Below are 18,480 nucleotides of genomic sequence, written 5' to 3'. Positions count from 1 at the left end.
ATGCGCTTCAACCGGACTCTGCTCTCCGTCACGCTGGTCGTGGTCGCCCTCGTCGTCCAGGTCTCCGTACTCGCCCGGCTCCAGCTCCCCGGCGCCGTCCCCGACCTCCTGCTGCTCACCGTCCTCGGACTCGCCTTCGTGTACGGGCACGTCAGCGGCGCACTCATCGGCTTCGGCGCGGGCCTCCTCGCCGACCTGGCACCGCCCGCCGACCACGCCGCCGGGCGCTACGCCCTGGTGCTGTGCATCATCGGCTACCTCGCGGGCCTGGCCCGGCCGGAGAACGGACAGCTCAAGTCGGCGCTCGCCCCGATGGCCGTCGTGGTCGCCGCGGCCATCGGCTCGACCCTGCTCTACGCCGGGGTCGGCGCCCTCGTCGGTGACACGGCCGCCCGCCATGTGGGCCTGGGCAGCCTGCTGTTCACCGCCGCGATCTACGACCTGCTGCTGGCGCCGTTCACCGTGCCGCTGATCATGGCCCTCGCCAGACGCACCGAGAACGACCCGCTGGCCGAGTCCTCCTCCGGCGGCGATGTCGCCGCCGGGTGGCTCGCCTCGGGCACCGGGCTGCGGATCGGCAGCCAGCGCGGCGGACTGCGCGTCAAGGCGGCCCGCAACCGCGCCGCACGCGCGGGAAGGATCAAGGGGGTCAAGCGCCTGTGAGGCCGCACTTCCCGGGGGACACCCCCCGTACCCCCAGCCGGACCACCACCGGGGGCGCCCCGTGAGCAACATCCCCGAGACCGGCCGGACCCAGCGGGTCCAGATCCGGCTCATCGTCATTCAGGTCCTCGTCTTCTCCCTGCTGCTCACCCTCGGCGGCCGCCTCTGGTACCTCCAGATCCGCAACGGCCAGGAATACACCGACGAGGCCAAGAACAACCACGTCCAGCAGGTCGTCCAGCCCGCCGTCCGCGGCTCTATCCTGGACGCCCGCGGCGTACCGCTCGCCGACAACGAGACCCGCCTCGTCGTCTCCGCCAGCCGCACCGAGCTGATGAAGATGGACGACAAGGGCAACAGCGTCCTCACCCGGCTCGCCGAGGTCCTGGACATGAAGCCCAAGGACGTCCTCGACAAGGTCCGGCTCTGCGACGCGAAGACCCCGCAGCCCTGCTGGAACGGATCGCCGTACCAGCCGATCCCGGTCACCGACGAGGCCACCACCCAGCAGGCCCTCCAGATCCGCGAGCGCGCCGAGGACTTCCCCGGCATCACCGCCGAACCCACCGCCGTACGCCGCTACGCCGCACCAGGCAAGGCCAACACCGCCCAGGTCCTCGGCTACCTCTCACCGGTCACCGACGAAGAGATCACCAAGGCCCAGGACACCGAGTCGCCCTACCTCCGCTCCGACCAGGTCGGCCGCTCCGGCCTGGAGCGCACCTACGACAAGGCGCTGCGCGGCAAGGCGGGGGTCACCCGCTACGAGGTCGACAACCTCGGCCGGGTCATCGGCCAGGCGGCGAACGACAAGGCGGAGCCCGGCGCGAGCGTCGTCACCTCCATCGACGCCCGCGTCCAGGCGGTCGCCGAGTACGAGCTGAACAAGGCCATGGAGACGGCCCGCAAGGAACTCGACCGCAACACCGGGGTGAACTACAAGGCCGACTCCGGCGCCGTCGTCGTCATGGAGGCCAAGACCGGCCGGATCGTGTCGATGGCGTCCCTGCCCACCTACGACCCGAACTCCTGGGTCGGCGGCATCTCCGGCAAGGACTACACCAAGCTCACCAGCAAGAAGTCCAACTTCCCGCTGCTGAACCGGGCCATCCAGGGGCAGGCCGCCCCCGGCTCGATCTTCAAGGTGATCTCCTCCACCGCCGCGGTCAACGCGGGCTACGACTTCGACGGCAACTACCCCTGCCCCAGCTCGTACTCCATCGGCGGCCAGACCTTCAAGAACTTCGAGTCCCAGGGCTACGGCAGCATCAGCATCGGCCGCGCCCTGGAGGTCTCCTGCGACACCGTCTACTACGGCCTCGCGCACCGGGAGTGGCAGAAGGACGGCGGCACCCAGCCGAAGAAGAACGCCAAGGACTGGTTCTACCGGACCGCCCACCAGTTCGGCCTCGGCAAGGAGACCGGCGTCGACCTCCCCAACGAGGTCACCGGCCGGGTCCCCGACCGCAAGTGGAAGCAGGACTTCTTCAAGGCGAACAAGGACGCCTGGTGCAAGCAGGGCAAGAAGGGCGGCACGTACGTCGAGCAGATCGCGTACGAGAACTGCCTCGAAGGCAACAAGATGCGCGCCGGTGACTCCGTCAACTACTCGATCGGCCAGGGCGACACCCTCGTCACCCCGATCCAGATGGCGACCATCTACGGCGCCATCTCCAACGGCGGCACCCTGTACAACCCGACCGTCGGCAAGGCGATCGTCAGCGGCGACGGCCGGACCGTCCAGGAGATCAAGCCCGAGTCGCACGGCAAGCTCCCCTTCACCGGAGACACGCGCGACAAAATAGACGAAGCCCTCGCGGGTGTCGCGACCCGGGGCTCGGCCGCATGGCGGTTCGGCGGCTGGCCCCAGGACAAGATCCCGATGCACGCCAAGACCGGCACCGCCGAGGTCTACGGCAAGCAGACGACCTCCTGGTTCGCCACGTACACCAAGGACTACTCGATCGTCATGACGATCTCCCAGGGCGGCACCGGCTCCGGTGCCTCCGGGCCCGCCGTGCGCAACATCTACAACGCCCTCTACGGTCTCGACGCCGCAGGCAAGCAGGACCCGAAGAAGGCCCTCCTGCCCAAGCCGCAGAAGGCGCTCCCGAAGATCCAGCCCGACGGCTCGATCGACTCCCCGAACATCAAGCCGTACACCCCCGAGCCGCCGGTCCAAGCGGGACAGCAGGCGCTCGCCGGTGCACCGGGAAGGCGGGACTGATGGCCGGCGGCTTCTCCGTCTCGCGGTACGCCCCCGAGCGCGGCTCCTGGGCCAAGCTCACCGCCCGTGACTCCGTCGTGCGGCGGCTGGACTGGCCACTGCTCGGCTCGGCGCTCGCACTCTCCTTCATCGGCTCACTGCTCGTCTGGTCCGCCACCCGCAACCGCGACACGCTCACCCACGGCGACCCGTACTACTTCTTCTTCCGGCACGCCCTGAACACCGGCATCGGCCTCGCGCTGATGATCGGCACGATCTGGCTCGGCCACCGCACCCTGCGCGGGGCCGTCCCGATCCTCTACGGGCTCTCGGTGCTCCTGGTCCTGTCCGTCCTCACCCCGCTGGGCGCCACGGTCAACGGCGCCCACGCGTGGATCATCATCGGCGGCGGATTCTCCCTCCAGCCCTCCGAGTTCACCAAGATCACCATCATTCTGGGCATGGCGATGCTGCTCGCCGCCCGCGTCGACGCGGGCGACCAGCTGCACCCCGACCACCGGACGGTCGCCAAGGCCCTGGGCCTGGCGGTCATCCCGATGGCCGTCGTGATGCTGATGCCGGACCTCGGCTCGGTGATGGTCATGGCCGTCATCGTGCTCGGCGTGCTGCTGGCATCCGGGGCGTCCAACCGCTGGGTCTTCGGACTCCTCGGCGCGGGCACCGCGGGAGCCGTCTCCATCTGGCAGCTCGGTCTGCTCGACGACTACCAGATCGCCCGCTTCGCGGCCTTCGCCAACCCGGCGCTGGACCCGGCGGGCGTCGGCTACAACACCAACCAGGCCCGCATCGCGATCGGCTCCGGCGGCCTCACCGGCACCGGGCTGTTCGAGGGCACCCAGACCACCGGCCAGTTCGTCCCCGAGCAGCAGACCGACTTCGTCTTCACCGTCGCCGGTGAGGAGCTGGGCTTCCTCGGCGCCGGACTGATCCTCGTCCTGCTCGGTGTCGTCCTGTGGCGCGCCTGCCGGATCGCCCGCGAGACCACCGAGCTGTACGGCACGATCGTGGCCGCGGGCATCATCGCCTGGTTCGCCTTCCAGGCGTTCGAGAACATCGGGATGACGCTCGGCATCATGCCGGTGGCGGGTCTGCCGCTGCCGTTCGTTTCGTACGGAGGGTCCTCGATGTTCGCCGTCTGGGTGGCGATCGGGCTGTTGCAGTCGATCAGGGTGCAGCGGCCGATAACGGCCTGAGCCGTGCGGGATTTCCTCCACACCCCTCCCCATCTGCGGACAACGCGTCTAGATTCGGTACATGGCGGACTCGAAGCGTGAGATCGAGCGGAAGTACGAAGCGACTCCCGAGACCCGGCTGCCCGACCTGACCCGCGCGGCCGGGGTCTTCGAGGTCGCCCACCGGGGCGTCCGCGAACTCGACGCCGTCTACTACGACACCGACGACCTCCGCCTCGCCGCCGCCTCCCTCACCCTGCGACGCAGGACCGGCGGCGACGACGAGGGCTGGCACCTGAAGTTCCCCGTCGCCTCCGGCATCCGGGACGAGATCGGGGCCCCGCTCGCCGACACCCTGCCGGACGGCCTCGCCGCGCTGCTGCGCTCCCGGGTCCGCCACGCCGCGCTCGTCCCCGTCGTCCGGCTGCGCTCCGCCCGCGACGTCCACCATCTGCTCGACGCCGACGGCGCCCTTCTCGCCGAGCTCAGCATCGACGAGGTCCGGGCCGAACGGCTCACCGAGGACGGCGGCGGTGCCACCGCGGCATGGACCGAGATCGAGGTCGAACTGGCCGACGACGGCGACCCCGCCTTCCTGGACGTGGTCGAGCGGCGGCTGCGCAAGGCCGGGGTGCGCCCCTCGGCGTCCTCCTCCAAGCTGGCCAGAGCCCTCGACGAGACGGCCCCGAGGACCGGGCACCGCGAGAGCGAGCACGAGAGCAGCCACGAGAGCAAGCACGAGAACGACCGCGGGAAAGCACCCGGGAAAGCTTCCGGGAAAGCACCCGGGAAAGCAGCGAGCAGCCTCGCGAAGGCCACCGCGGGCGACCACATCCTGGCCTTCGTACGCGAACAGACCGACGCGATCATCACCCTCGACCCCGCCGTACGCCGCGGCCTCCCCGACTCCGTGCACCGGATGCGCGTCGCCACCCGCCGGCTGCGCAGCGCCTTCAGGACGTACCGCAGGATTCTGGACCGCACGCTCACCGACCCGGTGGGCGAGGAGCTGAAGTGGCTGGCCGCGGAGCTGGGCGTCGACCGCGACCAGGAAGTCCTCGACGAACGGCTGAGCGCCGCCCTCGCCGCGCTGCCCCTCACCCTGCGCCTCGGCCCGGTCCGCGGCCGGCTGCGGATCTGGTCGACGGCCCGTCGCGCGGGCTCGCGCCGCAGGATCGTCGCCGTACTCGACGGACAGCGCTACCTCACCCTGCTGGACTCCCTCGACGCGCTCCTCGCCGACCCGCCCCTGCTGCCCGACGCCGCCCGGTCACCCGGCAAGGCCCTGCCCCGCGCGGTGCTGAAGGACCACGACCGCCTCGCCGCCCGCATCGACCACGCGCTCGCACACCCGCCGGGCCACGAGCGGGACCTGGCCCTGCACGAGGCCCGCAAGGCGGCCAAGCGCGCCCGGTACGCGGGCGAGGCGGCCCGGCCCGCGCTCGGCGGGCCCGCCAAGCGGTTCGCCCGCCGGATGAAGGACGTACAGAAGCTCCTCGGCGACCACCAGGACAGCGTGGTCGCCCGCGACGCCCTGCGTGACCTCGCGGTCCAGGCGTACGCGGCGGGGGAGTCCGCCTTCACCTGGGGGCTGCTGCACGGGCAGGAGGAGGCGCGGGCGGCGGCCCGCGAACGCGAGCTGCCGGAGACCTGGGCGAGGGCGTCCGGAGCGGGGTTGCGGGCGGATCTGAAGGGCTGAGCAGCGGGGTACGCTGGATGGTCACCCCTGCCAGCTCACGAAGGTTCGCGAGATGTCTGCCGAGTCGGTCTTCCCACAGCTCGAAGCTCTGCTCCCGCATGTGCAGAAGCCCATCCAGTACGTCGGCGGTGAGCTGAACTCCACCGTCAAGGAGTGGGACAGCTGCGACGTCCGCTGGGCCCTCATGTACCCCGACGCCTACGAGGTCGGACTCCCCAACCAGGGCGTCATGATCCTTTACGAGGTGCTCAACGAGCGCGAAGGGGTCCTCGCCGAACGCACCTACAGCGTCTGGCCCGACCTCGAAGCGCTGATGCGTGAGCACCGGGTCCCCCAGTTCACCGTGGACAGCCACCGGCCCGTCGGCGCCTTCGACGTCTTCGGCCTCAGCTTCTCCACCGAGCTCGGCTACACCAACATGCTCACCGCCCTCGACCTCGCGGGCATCCCGCTGGAGGCCGCGGACCGTACGGTCGACGACCCGATCGTGCTCGCGGGCGGCCACGCGGCGTTCAACCCCGAGCCGATCGCGCGGTTCATCGACTGCGCGGTCATCGGCGACGGCGAGCAGGCCGTCCTGGAGATCACCGAGATCGTCCGGGCCTGGAAGGCCGAAGGCCGTCCCGGTGGCCGTGACGAGGTGCTGTTCCGGCTGTCGAAGACGGGCGGTGTCTACGTCCCGCGCTTCTACGACGTCGAGTACCTCCCCGACGGCCGCATCGGCCGGGTCGTGCCCAACAGGTCCGGCGTGCCGTGGCGGGTGTCCAAGCACACCGTCATGGACCTCGACGAATGGCCCTACCCCAAGCAGCCGCTGGTCCCGCTCGCCGAGACCGTCCACGAGCGGATGTCCGTCGAGATCTTCCGCGGCTGCACCCGCGGCTGCCGTTTCTGCCAGGCCGGCATGATCACGCGCCCCGTGCGGGAGCGAAGCATCACCGGCATCGGCGAGATGGTCGAGAAGGGTCTCAAGGCCACCGGCTTCGAGGAGGTCGGCCTGCTGTCCCTCTCCTCCGCCGACCACAGCGAGATCGGAGAGATCGCCAAGGGCCTCGCCGACCGGTACACCGAGGACAAGATCGGCCTCTCGCTGCCCTCCACCCGCGTCGACGCGTTCAACGTGGACCTGGCCAACGAGCTGACCCGCAACGGCCGCCGCTCCGGTCTCACCTTCGCCCCCGAGGGCGGCTCCGAGCGCCTGCGCAAGGTCATCAACAAGATGGTCTCGGAGGAGGACCTGATCCGTACGGTCTCCACCGCGTACGGCAACGGCTGGCGCCAGGTGAAGCTGTACTTCATGTGCGGCCTGCCCACCGAGACCGACGAGGACGTCCTCCAGATCGGTGACATGGCGGTCAACGTGATCGCCAAGGGCCGCGAGGTCTCCGGCCAGAACGACATCCGCTGCACCGTCTCCATCGGCGGCTTCGTACCCAAGCCGCACACGCCCTTCCAGTGGGCCCCGCAGCTCAGCGCCGAGGAGACCGACGCCCGGCTGACGAAGCTCCGCGACAAGATCCGCGGCGACAAGAAGTACGGCCGCTCCATCGGCTTCCGCTACCACGACGGCAAGCCCGGCATCGTCGAGGGACTGCTCTCGCGCGGCGACCGCCGGGTGGGCTCCGTCATCCGCGCGGTCTACGAGGCCGGCGGCCGTTTCGACGGCTGGCGCGAGCACTTCAGCTACGACCTCTGGATGGCCGGCGCCGAGAAGGCGCTGCCCGAATTCGGCGTGGACGTCGACTGGTACACCACCCGGGAGCGGACGTACGAGGAGGTCCTGCCCTGGGACCACCTGGACTCCGGCCTCGACAAGGACTGGCTCTGGGAGGACTGGCAGGACTCGCTCGACGAGACCGAGGTCGAGGACTGCCGCTGGACCCCGTGCTTCGACTGCGGCGTCTGCCCGCAGATGGACACCAGCATCCAGATCGGCCCGACCGGCAAGAAGCTGCTTCCGCTCACGGTCGTGAAGTAGCTCCACGGCGCTCCACCCGACGCCACGGCGCTCATCCGACTCCACGGAGCGCGGCGGCCGCGCGGCGCGTACCGGCCCGCGGCTGCGCGAGTGACAGCTCGGTGACGATGGCCCGGTCCGGGAAACCCCGGACCGGGCCGTCGCGTCATGTACGGCATGGAATACGGCAAGCACCAGGCGCCCGCGCGGTACGAGTCCGGCGAGGGCTGTCTGACCACGCTGATCAGGATTCCGGTACGGATCGTGGTCCTGGTGGTCGTGCTGCCCGTACGCATGGTCTGGGACGCGCTCGCCGCCACCTGGCACGCCGCCGAACGGGTACTGCTGCGCCCCCTCGGCCGGGCCCTGGCGTGGCTGTTCGACGTACTCGTCGTGATCCCGTCGGCCTGGCTGTACCGCACGGTCCTCACTCCGCTCGGCCACGCCCTGCTGTGGCTGGCCACCGCCCTGTTCGTCTGGCCCTGGATCGGCCTGTGGCGCTACCTGGTGGTGCCGCTGGTCCGGTACGGGCTCGTCGTACCGCTGGTGTGGCTCTACGAGGCGGTTCTCACCCCACTGGGCCACGGGCTCCGCCGGCTGTACCACTCGCTGCTGGCCCCGGCCGGACGCGGCATCGGCACCGCGCTGGGATGGCTGCTGACCGCGCTGTTCGTCCGCCCGGTGGCGGGCCTGTGGCGGTATGTGGTGGTGCCGGTGGTCCGGTACGGGCTCGTCGTACCGCTGGTGTGGCTGTACGGGGCGGTCCTCACCCCGGTCGGACACGGCATCTCCTGGCTGCTCGGCCTGCTGGGACGGGGTCTCGCCGCCGTCGGGAACGGTCTCGCGATGGCCTGCGTATGGCTGATCCGCACGCTGCTCGTCGTCCCCGTCTCCTGGCTGTACACGCGTGTCCTCGTTCCGGTCTGCCGCGAGATCGGCACCGCGATCGGGGTCGCCTGGCGCGTCGCCGGGTACCTCTCCCGGGCCGTCGGCCGGGCCCTGGCCTGGCTGGCCCGGCATCTGATCGGCGCGCCGGTGAGCTGGGTCTACCGCACCGTGTGCACCCCGGTCGGACATTTCGTGCGTGACGCGGTCTGGGCCCCCGCCAAGCGGGCCGCCGTGGAGGCCGGACGGGCCGCACGCGGCGCCCTGCGCGCGGCCCGCGAGAGCGTCCGGCAGGCCCGGCGGGACGCCTGGCGGGCACTGGTCGGGGGAGGGCCGGACCCCCGGGCCGGGGAACAGGGCGTGGTTGCTGCGCGTACGCTGGGTGGTGCGCAACAGACAACGACTGTCCCCAGCGCGGCGCAGGCACCAGAGATCTCCCCGCTCGGAGAAGGATTCACCAAGCGGGGGTGAGCCGGTACGGGCACCCCGGGGCCACCCGTATTTCGTGGGCGGCGCGCCACCGCGCCCGCCCCGCACCGAGGAGAAGAACCACTGGGCAAGCGACAGCCCGAAGGCCCGCCGCCCGCACCGGCAGTGCAGCGCATCCGCCTGCGCTACACCAAGCGCGGCCGCCTCCGGTTCACCAGCCACCGAGACTTCCAGCGGGCCTTCGAGCGGGCACTGCGCCGCTCCGAGGTGCCGATGGCGTACTCGGCGGGCTTCACCCCCCACCCCAAGGTGTCGTACGCCAATGCCGCCCCCACCGGCACGGGCAGCGAGGCCGAGTTCCTGGAGATCGCCCTCACCGAGGCGCGTGATCCCGACGCACTGCGCGACCTGCTCAACGAGTCGCTGCCGGACGGTCTCGACGTCACCGACGCGGTGGAGGCCCGTACCTCGGGTCTCGCCGACCGGCTGACCGCCTCCGTCTGGGAGATGCGTCTCGACGGAGTCACGTCCGAGGACGCCCGCAGGGCCGTTTCCGCCTTCAACGACGCCGGGACCGTCGAGGTCCAGCGCCGTGCGAAGAACGGGATGCGGACCTTCGACGCCCGTGCCGCCGTCGCCGACCTGCAGGCTCTTGATCCACAGCCTGATAGGCCCGGGGACAAGCCCTGTGCGATACTGCGGCTGGTTGTTCGGCACGTGACACCTGCCGTGCGACCCGACGACGTCCTGTCCGGTCTCCGAGCTGTGGCCGACCTCGCGCCGCCGGTCCCCGCAGCGGTGACCAGGCTGGCGCAGGGGCTCTTCGACGAGGAGTCCGGCACGGTGACCGACCCGCTCGCGCCTGACCGCGAGGCAGCCCCGACCGCTCAACCAGCGGTCGCACAGGCTGCCGTCGCGACAGCGCCGGAAGGTACAGGTTCCGCGTAAGGCGGTCGTTGAAGCGCAGCCCTTGGACTCGGGAGCCACCTGGGTCGGGCCGCGCACTGACCAGAAGACTTTCGCCAGGCCGTGCGTACAACGCGTACGGAACCGGCGAGCCAGACATCAGCTCCTGTGCGGCGCCCGCGCCCCGGACGGCGGTATCGCACCACATGCGTACCGTGCCGAACCGGAATCAGACGCGGCGCCCGGGAGCGTGACGGGAGAACCGCCCGCATGCTTGAGTCGAACGAACCCGGTACGACCGGAAACAGCGAAGACGACACCCCCGGCGACAAGCTGCCGCCGCGCCGCAGGCGCCGCGCGGCTTCCCGCCCCGCAGGCCCGCCCACGGCGGGCGCACCGGGCACGGGCGCCGAAGACATGACGCCGGCCATACCGGCCGTCGAAGCCGCGGACACCGCGCCGGACGAGGCCGCGCCCCCGGCGCGCACACGCCGCCGCGCGGTCCGTAAGGCCACCGCTCCGGCGGGTGCCCCGCAGACCGCCGAGACCGTGGAGAGCGCCGCCGAGCCCGCGCCCGTGGAGGCAGCGGCCCCGGCCGAGCCCGAGCCCGCCGAAGCCCCCGCGCCGCGTGCCCGCCGCCGTGCGGTCCGCAAGGCGACCGCTCCGGCGGGTGCCCCGCAGACCCCCGAGGCCGTGGAGAGCGCCGCCGAGATCGTGGAGCCCGTGGCCGAGGCCGTCGTGGAGCCCGTCGAGGCGGTCGAGGAGCCGGTGGCCCCCCGTGGCCGTCGTCGTGCCTCCCGCAAGGCGACCTCCCCCGCCGGAGCCCCGCAGACCGCCGAGGCCGCCGTCGTGGTCGAGGAGGCCGTGGCCGCCGAGCCCGAGGCCGTCGAGGAGCCCGCCGAAGCCGTCGAGGAACCGCAGGCAGCCCCGGCAGCGCCCCGCGCCCGTGCCCGGCGCCGTGCGTCGGCCCCGGCCGGTGCGCCGCAGGCCGCCGCGGCGGAGCCCGCCGTCGAGATCGTGGAGCCCGTGGCCGAGGCCGTAGCGGAGCCCGTCGAGGCGGTCGAGGAGCCGGTAGCTCCCCGTGGCCGTCGTCGTGCCTCCCGCAAGGCGACCTCCCCCGCCGGAGCCCCGCAGGTCACCGAAGCGCCCTCCGAGGACCTGGCGGCCGAGACCGGCGAGAGCCTTCCCGAGGCGGTCGCCGAGGAGCTGGCGGCCGAGACCGAAGAGGTCGAGGAGGCCGCGCCGCGCGGCCGTCAGCGCCGTCGGGCCACCGCCGCCGCAGGCAGGCCGGAGTTCACCGGCAAGGTCGAGGAGCCCACCCGCAAGGGCCGCCGTGCGGCGCGTCCCGCCGTGGCCGTCTTCCAGGCGCCGGTCTTCGCCGAGCCGATGTTCCAGACCCCCGAGACCGCCGCTGCCGCCGCTGCCGCGGCCGGTTCGGTCGCGCCGTACGACGAGAGCGACGAGGCCGAGGAGCAGGTGACGGCCGAGGCCGAGCCCGTCCAGCAGGCCGCGCCCGCCGAGGCCGCGTCGCAGGGCGGCTCGCGCCGTCGTCGTCGCCGTCGCGGTGAGAGCGCCGAGCCCGAGCAGACCGCCGCGCCCGCCGCCCCGGTCGAGGAGCCCGTCGAGGAGCCCGGCAACGAGCAGGACGAGCCCGAGGCCGTGACCGACGCCGAGCACGAGGGCGAGGGCGAGGACTCCGACGAGTACGGTGACCGGCCCTCGCGCCGTCGCCGTCGCGGTGGCCGCCGTCGTCGCCGCGGTGAGATCAACGACGCGGACGACGCCGAGCAGCACGGCGACGAGACGCATGCCGACCGCTCCGACCGTTCCGAGGACGAGCAGGGGCAGTACGCCGACGAGGCGGAGGACGAGGAGGACAACGACTCCTCGCCCGCCGGTTCGAGCAGCAGCCGCCGCCGTCGCCGTCGCCGCCGTCGCAGTGGTGACGCCGGCCCCGAGACCGAGAACGGCCAGGACGACCCGGAGCGTACGGTCGTCAAGGTCCGCGAGCCCCGCAAGAAGGAAGAGCGCGAGCCCGGCACCGGCTTCGACGAGGTCCAGTCCATCAAGGGCTCGACCCGTATGGAGGCGAAGAAGCAGCGCCGCCGCGAAGGCCGTGAGCAGGGCCGCCGTCGCGTCCCGATCATCACCGAGGCCGAGTTCCTGGCCCGCCGCGAGGCCGTCGAGCGGGTGATGGTCGTCCGCCAGAGCGGCGAGCGCACCCAGATCGGCGTCCTTGAGGACAACGTGCTCGTCGAGCACTACGTCAACAAGGAGCAGGCCACCAGCTACGTCGGCAACGTCTACCTGGGCAAGGTGCAGAACGTTCTGCCGTCCATGGAGGCCGCCTTCGTCGACATCGGCAAGGGCCGCAACGCCGTCCTGTACGCCGGTGAGGTCAACTTCGAGGCGCTCGGCATGGCCCACGGGCCGCGCCGTATCGAGACCGCGCTGAAGTCCGGCCAGTCGGTCCTCGTCCAGGTGACGAAGGATCCGATCGGTCACAAGGGCGCCCGCCTGACCAGCCAGGTCTCGCTGCCCGGCCGCTACCTGGTGTACGTGCCCGAGGGCTCGATGACCGGGATCAGCCGCAAGCTGCCCGACACCGAGCGGTCCCGGCTGAAGTCCATCCTCAAGAAGATCGTCCCCGAGGACGCGGGCGTCATCGTGCGCACCGCCGCCGAGGGCGCGAGCGAGGACGAGCTGCGCCGCGATGTCGAGCGGCTCCAGGAGCAGTGGGAGGAGATCCAGAAGAAGTCGAAGAACAGCGGCAGCTCCAACGCGCCGACGCTGCTCTACGGCGAGCCGGACATGACCGTCCGGGTCGTCCGCGACATCTTCAACGAGGACTTCTCGAAGGTCATCGTCAGCGGTGACGACGCGTGGGAGACCATCCACGGCTATGTCTCGCACGTGGCCCCGGATCTGACGGACCGCCTGTCGCGGTGGACCTCCGAGGTCGACGTCTTCGCGACGTACCGGATCGACGAGCAGCTGATGAAGGCGCTGGACCGCAAGGTCTATCTGCCGAGCGGCGGCTCGCTGGTGATCGACAAGACCGAGGCGATGGTCGTCGTCGACGTCAACACCGGCAAGTTCACCGGCCAGGGCGGCAACCTGGAAGAGACCGTCACCAAGAACAACCTGGAGGCGGCCGAGGAGATCGTGCGTCAGCTGCGGCTGCGCGACCTCGGTGGCATCGTCGTCGTCGACTTCATCGACATGGTGCTGGAGTCCAACCGGGACCTGGTGCTGCGGCGACTGCTGGAGTGCCTGGGCCGGGACCGTACGAAGCACCAGGTCGCCGAGGTCACCTCGCTGGGCCTGGTCCAGATGACCCGCAAGCGGGTGGGCCAGGGTCTGCTGGAGTCCTTCTCCGAGACCTGTGTCCACTGCAACGGACGCGGTGTGATCGTGCACATGGAGCAGCCGACGTCCGTCGGCGGTGGCGGTGGCGGTGGCAAGCGTTCCAAGAAGCGCCGCGGCGGCTCGGGCCAGGAGCACGACCACGAGAGCGGTCAGTTCACCGAGCACACGGAGCACGCCGAGCACGAGGCGGAGCACGAGCACGCGGCCGAGTCCGAGGCCGAGCTGGCTGCCGAGGTCGCCGCCCCGGTGGCGCTGCCCGAGCCGGAGTTCGTCCCGGACGAGGAGCTGTACAGCAGCCCGGCCGAGGCCGAGGCGGCCGCCACGCGCGGCCGCGGCCGTCGGCGTGCGACCCGTAAGGCGACGGCTCCGGCCGGCGCCCCGAAGGCCGCCGCCGCTCCCGCCCCGGTGACCGGGAGTGCCCCGGTCGCCGAGGAGCGGCCCGAGCCCGAGCCGGTCGTCGAGACCCCGGAGGCCGCTCCGGCCCCCGAGGCCGAGGCGGCTCCGCAGGGCCGGACGCGTCGCCGCGCGACCCGGAAGGCGTCCGCCCCGGCGGGTTCGCCCAAGCAGGCCGAGGCGGCGGAGCCGGTCCGGCCGGCCGAGCCCACCACGGACCCGGTCGCCGTCGAGGACCCGGTCGTCGAGGCGCCGGCCGCCGAGACCCCGGTCGCCGAGGCCCCCGCGGCCGAGGTCACCGAGACCCCGGCAGCCCCGCCGCGTGCCCGGCGCCGGGCGACCCGTAAGGCCACCGCCCCGGCGGGCTCGCCCGCGGGTACCGACGAGTCGGCGGTCGTCGTCGTGACGACCACGCCCGAGCCCGAGGCCCCGGCCGACGGTGCGCAGACCGAGGCGGAAGCCCCGGAGGCCCCGGCGAAGAAGACGGCGCGCAAGACGGCCAAGAAGGCGACGGCCAAGAAGGCCACCGCCACCAAGACGGCTGCGAAGAAGACGGTCGCCAAGAAGACCGCCGCGAAGAAGACGACCGCGAAGAAGGCCACGAAGAAGACGGTTGCCGCAGAGCAGTCGTCGCCTTCCGTGACCGCTTCGGCGCCGTCCGCGGAGGGTGTGCCGTCCGACAGCTGACGAATCCGTAACCGTTAGTTCATCTCCTGTGTCCCGTCCCGATCACTTTGGGGCGGGACACAGGTTTTGTTTCAGAACTGATGCAAGCACGGGTTAACGGGCCCGAAATCGGCCGAGAAATCCCTGATAATGTGACGGCGGTCGCTGTCCTGTAGCTGTTCTTAACAGAAACTACAATCGGTGACCGGCCCGGTGATGGACAGACCGGACCCAGAATCCTCGGCAGGGCGTCGGCATTGCGCCGGTGGGGTTGGGCGCGGCCTCGTGAGACGTCCCCGCACCCCAGACCTCTGCCTGTCAAGAGCTCTTGCGGTGTTCAAGGAGGACGTCCATGACGAGCATCAACGAGCAGCCGATTCCTGCTGCCCGCCCGGTCATCGGGGAAGACGAGATCGAGGCCGCGGTGCGCGTGCTGCGCAGCGGCCGCGTCGTCCAGGGACCCGAGGTCGCGGCCTTCGAAGAAGGCTTCTCGGACCTGGTCGACGGCCGGCACTGTGTCGCCGTGAACTCCGGCACATCGGCGCTTCACCTGCTGCTGCTCGCCCTGGGCATCGGTCCGGGCGACGAGGTGATCGTCCCCTCCTTCTCCTTCGCGGCATCCGCGAACGCGGTCCGTCTGGTCGGCGCCGATGTCGTGTTCGCCGACATCGAGCCGGGCAGCTTCGGCCTCGACCCGGCCGCGGTCGAGGCCGCGATCACGCCGCGCACCGCCGCGATCATGCCGGTGCACCTCTACGGTCACCCGGCGGCGATGGACAAGCTCATGCCCATCGCGGACAAGCACAATCTCGCCGTCGTCGAGGACGCCTGCCAGGCGCACGCCGCGGCGCTGAACGGAACCCCGGTCGGCGCGTTCGGCGCGGGCGGCACCTTCAGCTTCTACCCGACCAAGAACATGCACTCGCTCGAAGGCGGCATGGTCACCACGGCCGACGCCGAGACCGCCCGCACCCTGCGCCTCCTGCGCAACCAGGGCATGGAGCAGCGGTATGCCAACGAGATCGTCGGCGCCAACATGCGTATGACGGACGTGGCCGCCGCCGTCGGCCGCGTACAGCTGACCAAGCTCGACGGCTGGACCGAGCGGCGCCGGGCCAACGCGGCGTACCTCGACGCGCACATCACCGCCCCGAACGTGGTGACCCCGCCGGTGGCCGAGGGCGCCCGGCACGTCTACCACCAGTACACGATCCGGGTGCTGGGCGACCGGGACGCCGCGATGGCGAAGCTCACCGAGGCGGGCATCGGCAACGCGGTCTACTACCCGACGCCGATCCACCGGCTGAAGCCCTACTGGGAGCCGGACCAGAAGGCCGGCCGCACCTGGGACCTGCCGGAGACCGAGCGCGCCGCCGCCGAGGTCGTCTCGCTGCCCGTCCACCCGTCGCTCGGCGAGAGCGACCTGGAGCGCATCGCCGCCGCCGTGAACGCACTGGGGGAGAACCTGTGACCGCCGTACTGAAGGCCGGACTCATCGGCCTCGGTTCCATGGGCCGCCACCACGCCCGGGTGCTCGCCGGCCTGGAGGGCGTGGACCTGGTCGGCGTCGTCGACCCGATGGGGGACAAGAACGGCTGGGCGCAGGGCGCCCCCGTCCTGTCGACCGTCGAGGAACTCATCGGCCTCGGCATCGACTACGCGGTCGTGGCCTGCCCCACCGGACTGCACGAGGAAGTCGGCCTGCAACTGGCCGACGCCGGTGTCTGCGCGCTGATCGAGAAGCCGCTGGCGGACACCGTCGAGGGCGCCCGCCGCCTCGTCGACGCCTTCGAGTCGCGTGACCTGGTGGCCGGTGTCGGCCACATCGAGCGCTGCAACCCGGCCCTGCGCTCGCTGCGCACCCGGCTGGAGGCCGGCGAGCTCGGCGATGTGTACCAGGTCGTGACCCGGCGCCAGGGCCCCTTCCCGCACCGGATTGCCGACGTCGGTGTGGTCAAGGACCTCGCCACCCACGACATCGACCTGACGGGGTGGGTGACCGGTCAGACGTACAACTCGATCGCGGCCCACACCGTGTCGAAGTCCGGCCGCCCGCACGAGGACATGGTCTCCGCCGTGGGCCAGCTCTCCGACGGCACGATGGTCAACCACCTGGTCAACTGGCTGAGCCCGCTCAAGGAGCGGTTCACCTCGGTCACCGGTGAGCGCGGCTGCTTCATCGCCGACACCCTCACCGCCGACCTCACGTTCCACTCGAACGCGTCGGTGACCACCGAGTGGGAGGCGCTGCGCGCGTTCCGCGGGGTCTCCGAGGGCGACATGATCCGCTACGCCATCCCGAAGCGCGAGCCGCTGCTTGTCGAGCACGAGCTCTTCCGGGACGCCGTTCAGGGCAAGTCGTCCGACATCTGCACCTTGCGTCAGGGCCTGCGTACCGTCGAGGTGGCCGCCGCCGTGCTCGAATCGGCGTCGACCGGACTCGCGGTATCGCTGAAGGCCCTGGACGTACCGCTTGAGGGTGTGGCCAGTTGACCGAACCGGCTGTCACCGTCGTCGTAGCCGTCTACAACACCATGCCGTATCTCACCGAGTGCCTGAATTCGCTCGTGGGGCAGAGCATCGGACGGGAACGGCTCGAAGTGATCGCGGTGGACGACGGGTCCACCGACGACAGCGGGCAGGAACTGGACCGTTTCGCGGCGCTTTACCCGGACACGGTCAAGGTCATTCACCAGGAGAATTCCGGCGGGCCGGCCGCTCCCAGCAATCGGGCTCTGGAGATCGCCACCGGACGTTATGTCTACTTCATCGGTTCCGACGACTATCTCGGTGAAGAGGCGTTGGAGCGGATGGTGGCCTGCGCCGACGAGCACGAATCCGATGTGGTCATCGGCAAGATGGTCGGAACGAACGGCCGCTATGTCCACCAGAAGCTGTATTCCGGGAACAATCCGGATATCAGCCTCTACGCGTCGGCTCTTCCGTACACGCTGGCCAACACCAAGCTCTTCCGCCGCGAACTGGTGGAGAAACACAGGCTCCGTTTCCCGGAGGACCTGCCGGTCGGCAGCGACCAGCCGTTCACGATCGAGGCGTGCGTCCGGGCCCGCAAGATCTCCGTGCTCTCCGACTACACGTACTACTACGCGGTCAAGCGCGGCGACGCGAGCAACATCACCTACCGGGCCGATCATCTGGCCCGGCTCCGGTGCACCGCGAAGATCATGAAGCACACGGCCGGTCTCATCGAGCCCGGACCGCAGCGCGACGCCGTCTTCAAGCGGCACTTCGACTGGGAGCTGTCCAAGCTTCTGCAGAAGGACTTCCCCGCCCTCGACACCGGCACCAAGCGCCTGGTGTGCGAGGGTCTGGCCGTCCTGATCGACGCGTACTACACCGACGGTCTGCGCGACGGTACGGGAGTGACGCGACGGGTGCGCTTCGGTCTCGCCCAGCGCGGCGCCGTCGACGAGCTCAGCCGCGCCATCGCGGAGGAGACCGAGCACGGCGCACCGCCCTTCTTCCTGGAGGACGACCGGGCCTTCGCCTCCTACCCCGGCTTCCGGGACGACGCCGTCGGCCTGGCCGACCGCTTCTACGAGGTGCTCGGCGAGGCGGTGCCGGGCAGGCTCTCCAAGGGGACCGAGCTGGAGTCGGCCGCGTGGGAGCAGGACGGGGCGGAGCTGTCGCTCGCCCTGAAGGTGCGGCTCGGCATCATCGGCGACACGTCCTCGGCCGTGGTCGCGCTGGTCCAGGGTGCGATGCCCAAGAGCGCGGACAAGCCGGGAGCGCTGCGGATGTCCAAGGACGCCCGACGCCCCGAGGCGGTCGGCGAGTTCGTCAGGGAGACCGTGGGCGACGACCGCGGGACCCTGCTGAGCGCCCGCATCCCGATCCAGCCCGTCAAGGCCAAGCGGGGAGTCCGGGTCTACGCCGACGTGGCGGGCTCGACGTACGAGATCCCCGTACGCACCGACGGGCTGCCGATGCCGCTGGCACGCCGATGGGGGCGAGTCGTCCCGTATCGCGTCGCCGCGAATCCGAACACCAAGGGCCGGCTCGTGATCACGACGGCCCCGCTGTGGGAGACCAAGTCCGGGACGCTGGCGCGGCTGCGCCGCAAGCTGTCCGGTCGGAAGAGGAAGTAACACCG

General features: G+C 71.0%; 11 protein-coding genes. All 11 read left to right on the top strand.

Annotation, left to right across the window (positions count from 1 at the left end):
- The 11 genes from mreD (at position 1) to A6A29_RS25285 (ending at position 18,475) form a co-directional block, all read left to right on the top strand.
- Complete coding sequence (gene mreD / locus A6A29_RS25335; RefSeq protein WP_073723155.1) at positions 1-663, top strand: rod shape-determining protein MreD; 663 nt, start codon at positions 1-3, stop codon at positions 661-663.
- A gap of 61 nt (positions 664-724) precedes the next feature.
- Positions 725-2,890, top strand: a complete 2,166-nt coding sequence (gene mrdA, locus A6A29_RS25330) for a penicillin-binding protein 2 (RefSeq protein WP_073723153.1) — start codon at positions 725-727, stop codon at positions 2,888-2,890.
- On the top strand, positions 2,890-4,083 hold the full coding sequence (gene rodA / locus A6A29_RS25325) for a rod shape-determining protein RodA (RefSeq protein WP_073723151.1): 1,194 nt from the start codon (positions 2,890-2,892) through the stop codon (positions 4,081-4,083). Before mrdA ends, rodA begins: the two co-directional genes overlap by 1 nt.
- 61 nt (positions 4,084-4,144) lie before the next feature.
- Positions 4,145-5,761 (top strand): CYTH and CHAD domain-containing protein, encoded by a 1,617-nt coding sequence (locus A6A29_RS25320; protein WP_073723149.1) that lies wholly within the window; start codon positions 4,145-4,147, stop codon positions 5,759-5,761.
- A 52-nt stretch (positions 5,762-5,813) separates the two neighbouring features.
- The gene (locus A6A29_RS25315; protein ID WP_073723147.1) at positions 5,814-7,739 is read left to right on the top strand and encodes a TIGR03960 family B12-binding radical SAM protein; all 1,926 of its coding nucleotides are present in this window, start codon (positions 5,814-5,816) and stop codon (positions 7,737-7,739) included.
- 156 nt (positions 7,740-7,895) lie between these two features.
- Positions 7,896-9,074, top strand: a complete 1,179-nt coding sequence (locus A6A29_RS25310) for a hypothetical protein (RefSeq protein WP_073723893.1) — start codon at positions 7,896-7,898, stop codon at positions 9,072-9,074.
- 123 nt (positions 9,075-9,197) lie between these two features.
- Positions 9,198-9,980: a TIGR03936 family radical SAM-associated protein gene (locus A6A29_RS25305; protein WP_073723145.1), complete on the top strand. Its 783-nt coding sequence runs from the start codon at positions 9,198-9,200 to the stop codon at positions 9,978-9,980.
- 228 nt (positions 9,981-10,208) lie between these two features.
- Positions 10,209-14,387 carry an Rne/Rng family ribonuclease gene (locus A6A29_RS25300; RefSeq protein WP_073723143.1) on the top strand — a complete coding sequence of 1,393 codons (4,179 nt, stop codon included), beginning with the start codon at positions 10,209-10,211 and terminating at the stop codon, positions 14,385-14,387.
- A 331-nt stretch (positions 14,388-14,718) separates the two neighbouring features.
- A complete protein-coding gene (locus A6A29_RS25295; protein WP_073723141.1) occupies positions 14,719-15,837 on the top strand; it encodes a DegT/DnrJ/EryC1/StrS family aminotransferase in 1,119 nt (372 codons plus the stop codon).
- Positions 15,834-16,859, top strand: coding sequence for a Gfo/Idh/MocA family protein (locus A6A29_RS25290; protein WP_073723139.1), 1,026 nt, complete (start codon positions 15,834-15,836; stop codon positions 16,857-16,859). The genes A6A29_RS25295 and A6A29_RS25290 overlap by 4 nt, the downstream gene beginning before the upstream one ends.
- The gene (locus A6A29_RS25285) at positions 16,856-18,475 is read left to right on the top strand and encodes a glycosyltransferase family 2 protein (protein WP_073723137.1); all 1,620 of its coding nucleotides are present in this window, start codon (positions 16,856-16,858) and stop codon (positions 18,473-18,475) included. The genes A6A29_RS25290 and A6A29_RS25285 overlap by 4 nt, the downstream gene beginning before the upstream one ends.
- Positions 18,476-18,480 lie beyond the last annotated feature (5 nt).

Source organism: Streptomyces sp. TSRI0281 (assembly GCF_001905125.1).
GTDB lineage: Bacteria > Actinomycetota > Actinomycetes > Streptomycetales > Streptomycetaceae > Streptomyces.
The sequence above is the reverse complement of the archived record's forward strand: the minus strand, read 5'-3'. Positions and strand labels throughout refer to the sequence as shown.

Excerpts from the sequence above, each read along its gene's own strand:
- mreD (WP_073723155.1), top strand. The coding sequence starts at position 1 with ATGCGCTTCAACCGGACTCTGCTCTCCGTCACGCTGGTCGTGGTCGCC.
- rodA (WP_073723151.1), top strand. The coding sequence starts at position 2,890 with ATGGCCGGCGGCTTCTCCGTCTCGCGGTACGCCCCCGAGCGCGGCTCC.
- A6A29_RS25320 (WP_073723149.1), top strand. The coding sequence starts at position 4,145 with ATGGCGGACTCGAAGCGTGAGATCGAGCGGAAGTACGAAGCGACTCCC.
- A6A29_RS25315 (WP_073723147.1), top strand. The coding sequence starts at position 5,814 with ATGTCTGCCGAGTCGGTCTTCCCACAGCTCGAAGCTCTGCTCCCGCAT.
- A6A29_RS25310 (WP_073723893.1), top strand. The coding sequence starts at position 7,896 with ATGGAATACGGCAAGCACCAGGCGCCCGCGCGGTACGAGTCCGGCGAG.
- A6A29_RS25300 (WP_073723143.1), top strand. The coding sequence starts at position 10,209 with ATGCTTGAGTCGAACGAACCCGGTACGACCGGAAACAGCGAAGACGAC.
- A6A29_RS25295 (WP_073723141.1), top strand. The coding sequence starts at position 14,719 with ATGACGAGCATCAACGAGCAGCCGATTCCTGCTGCCCGCCCGGTCATC.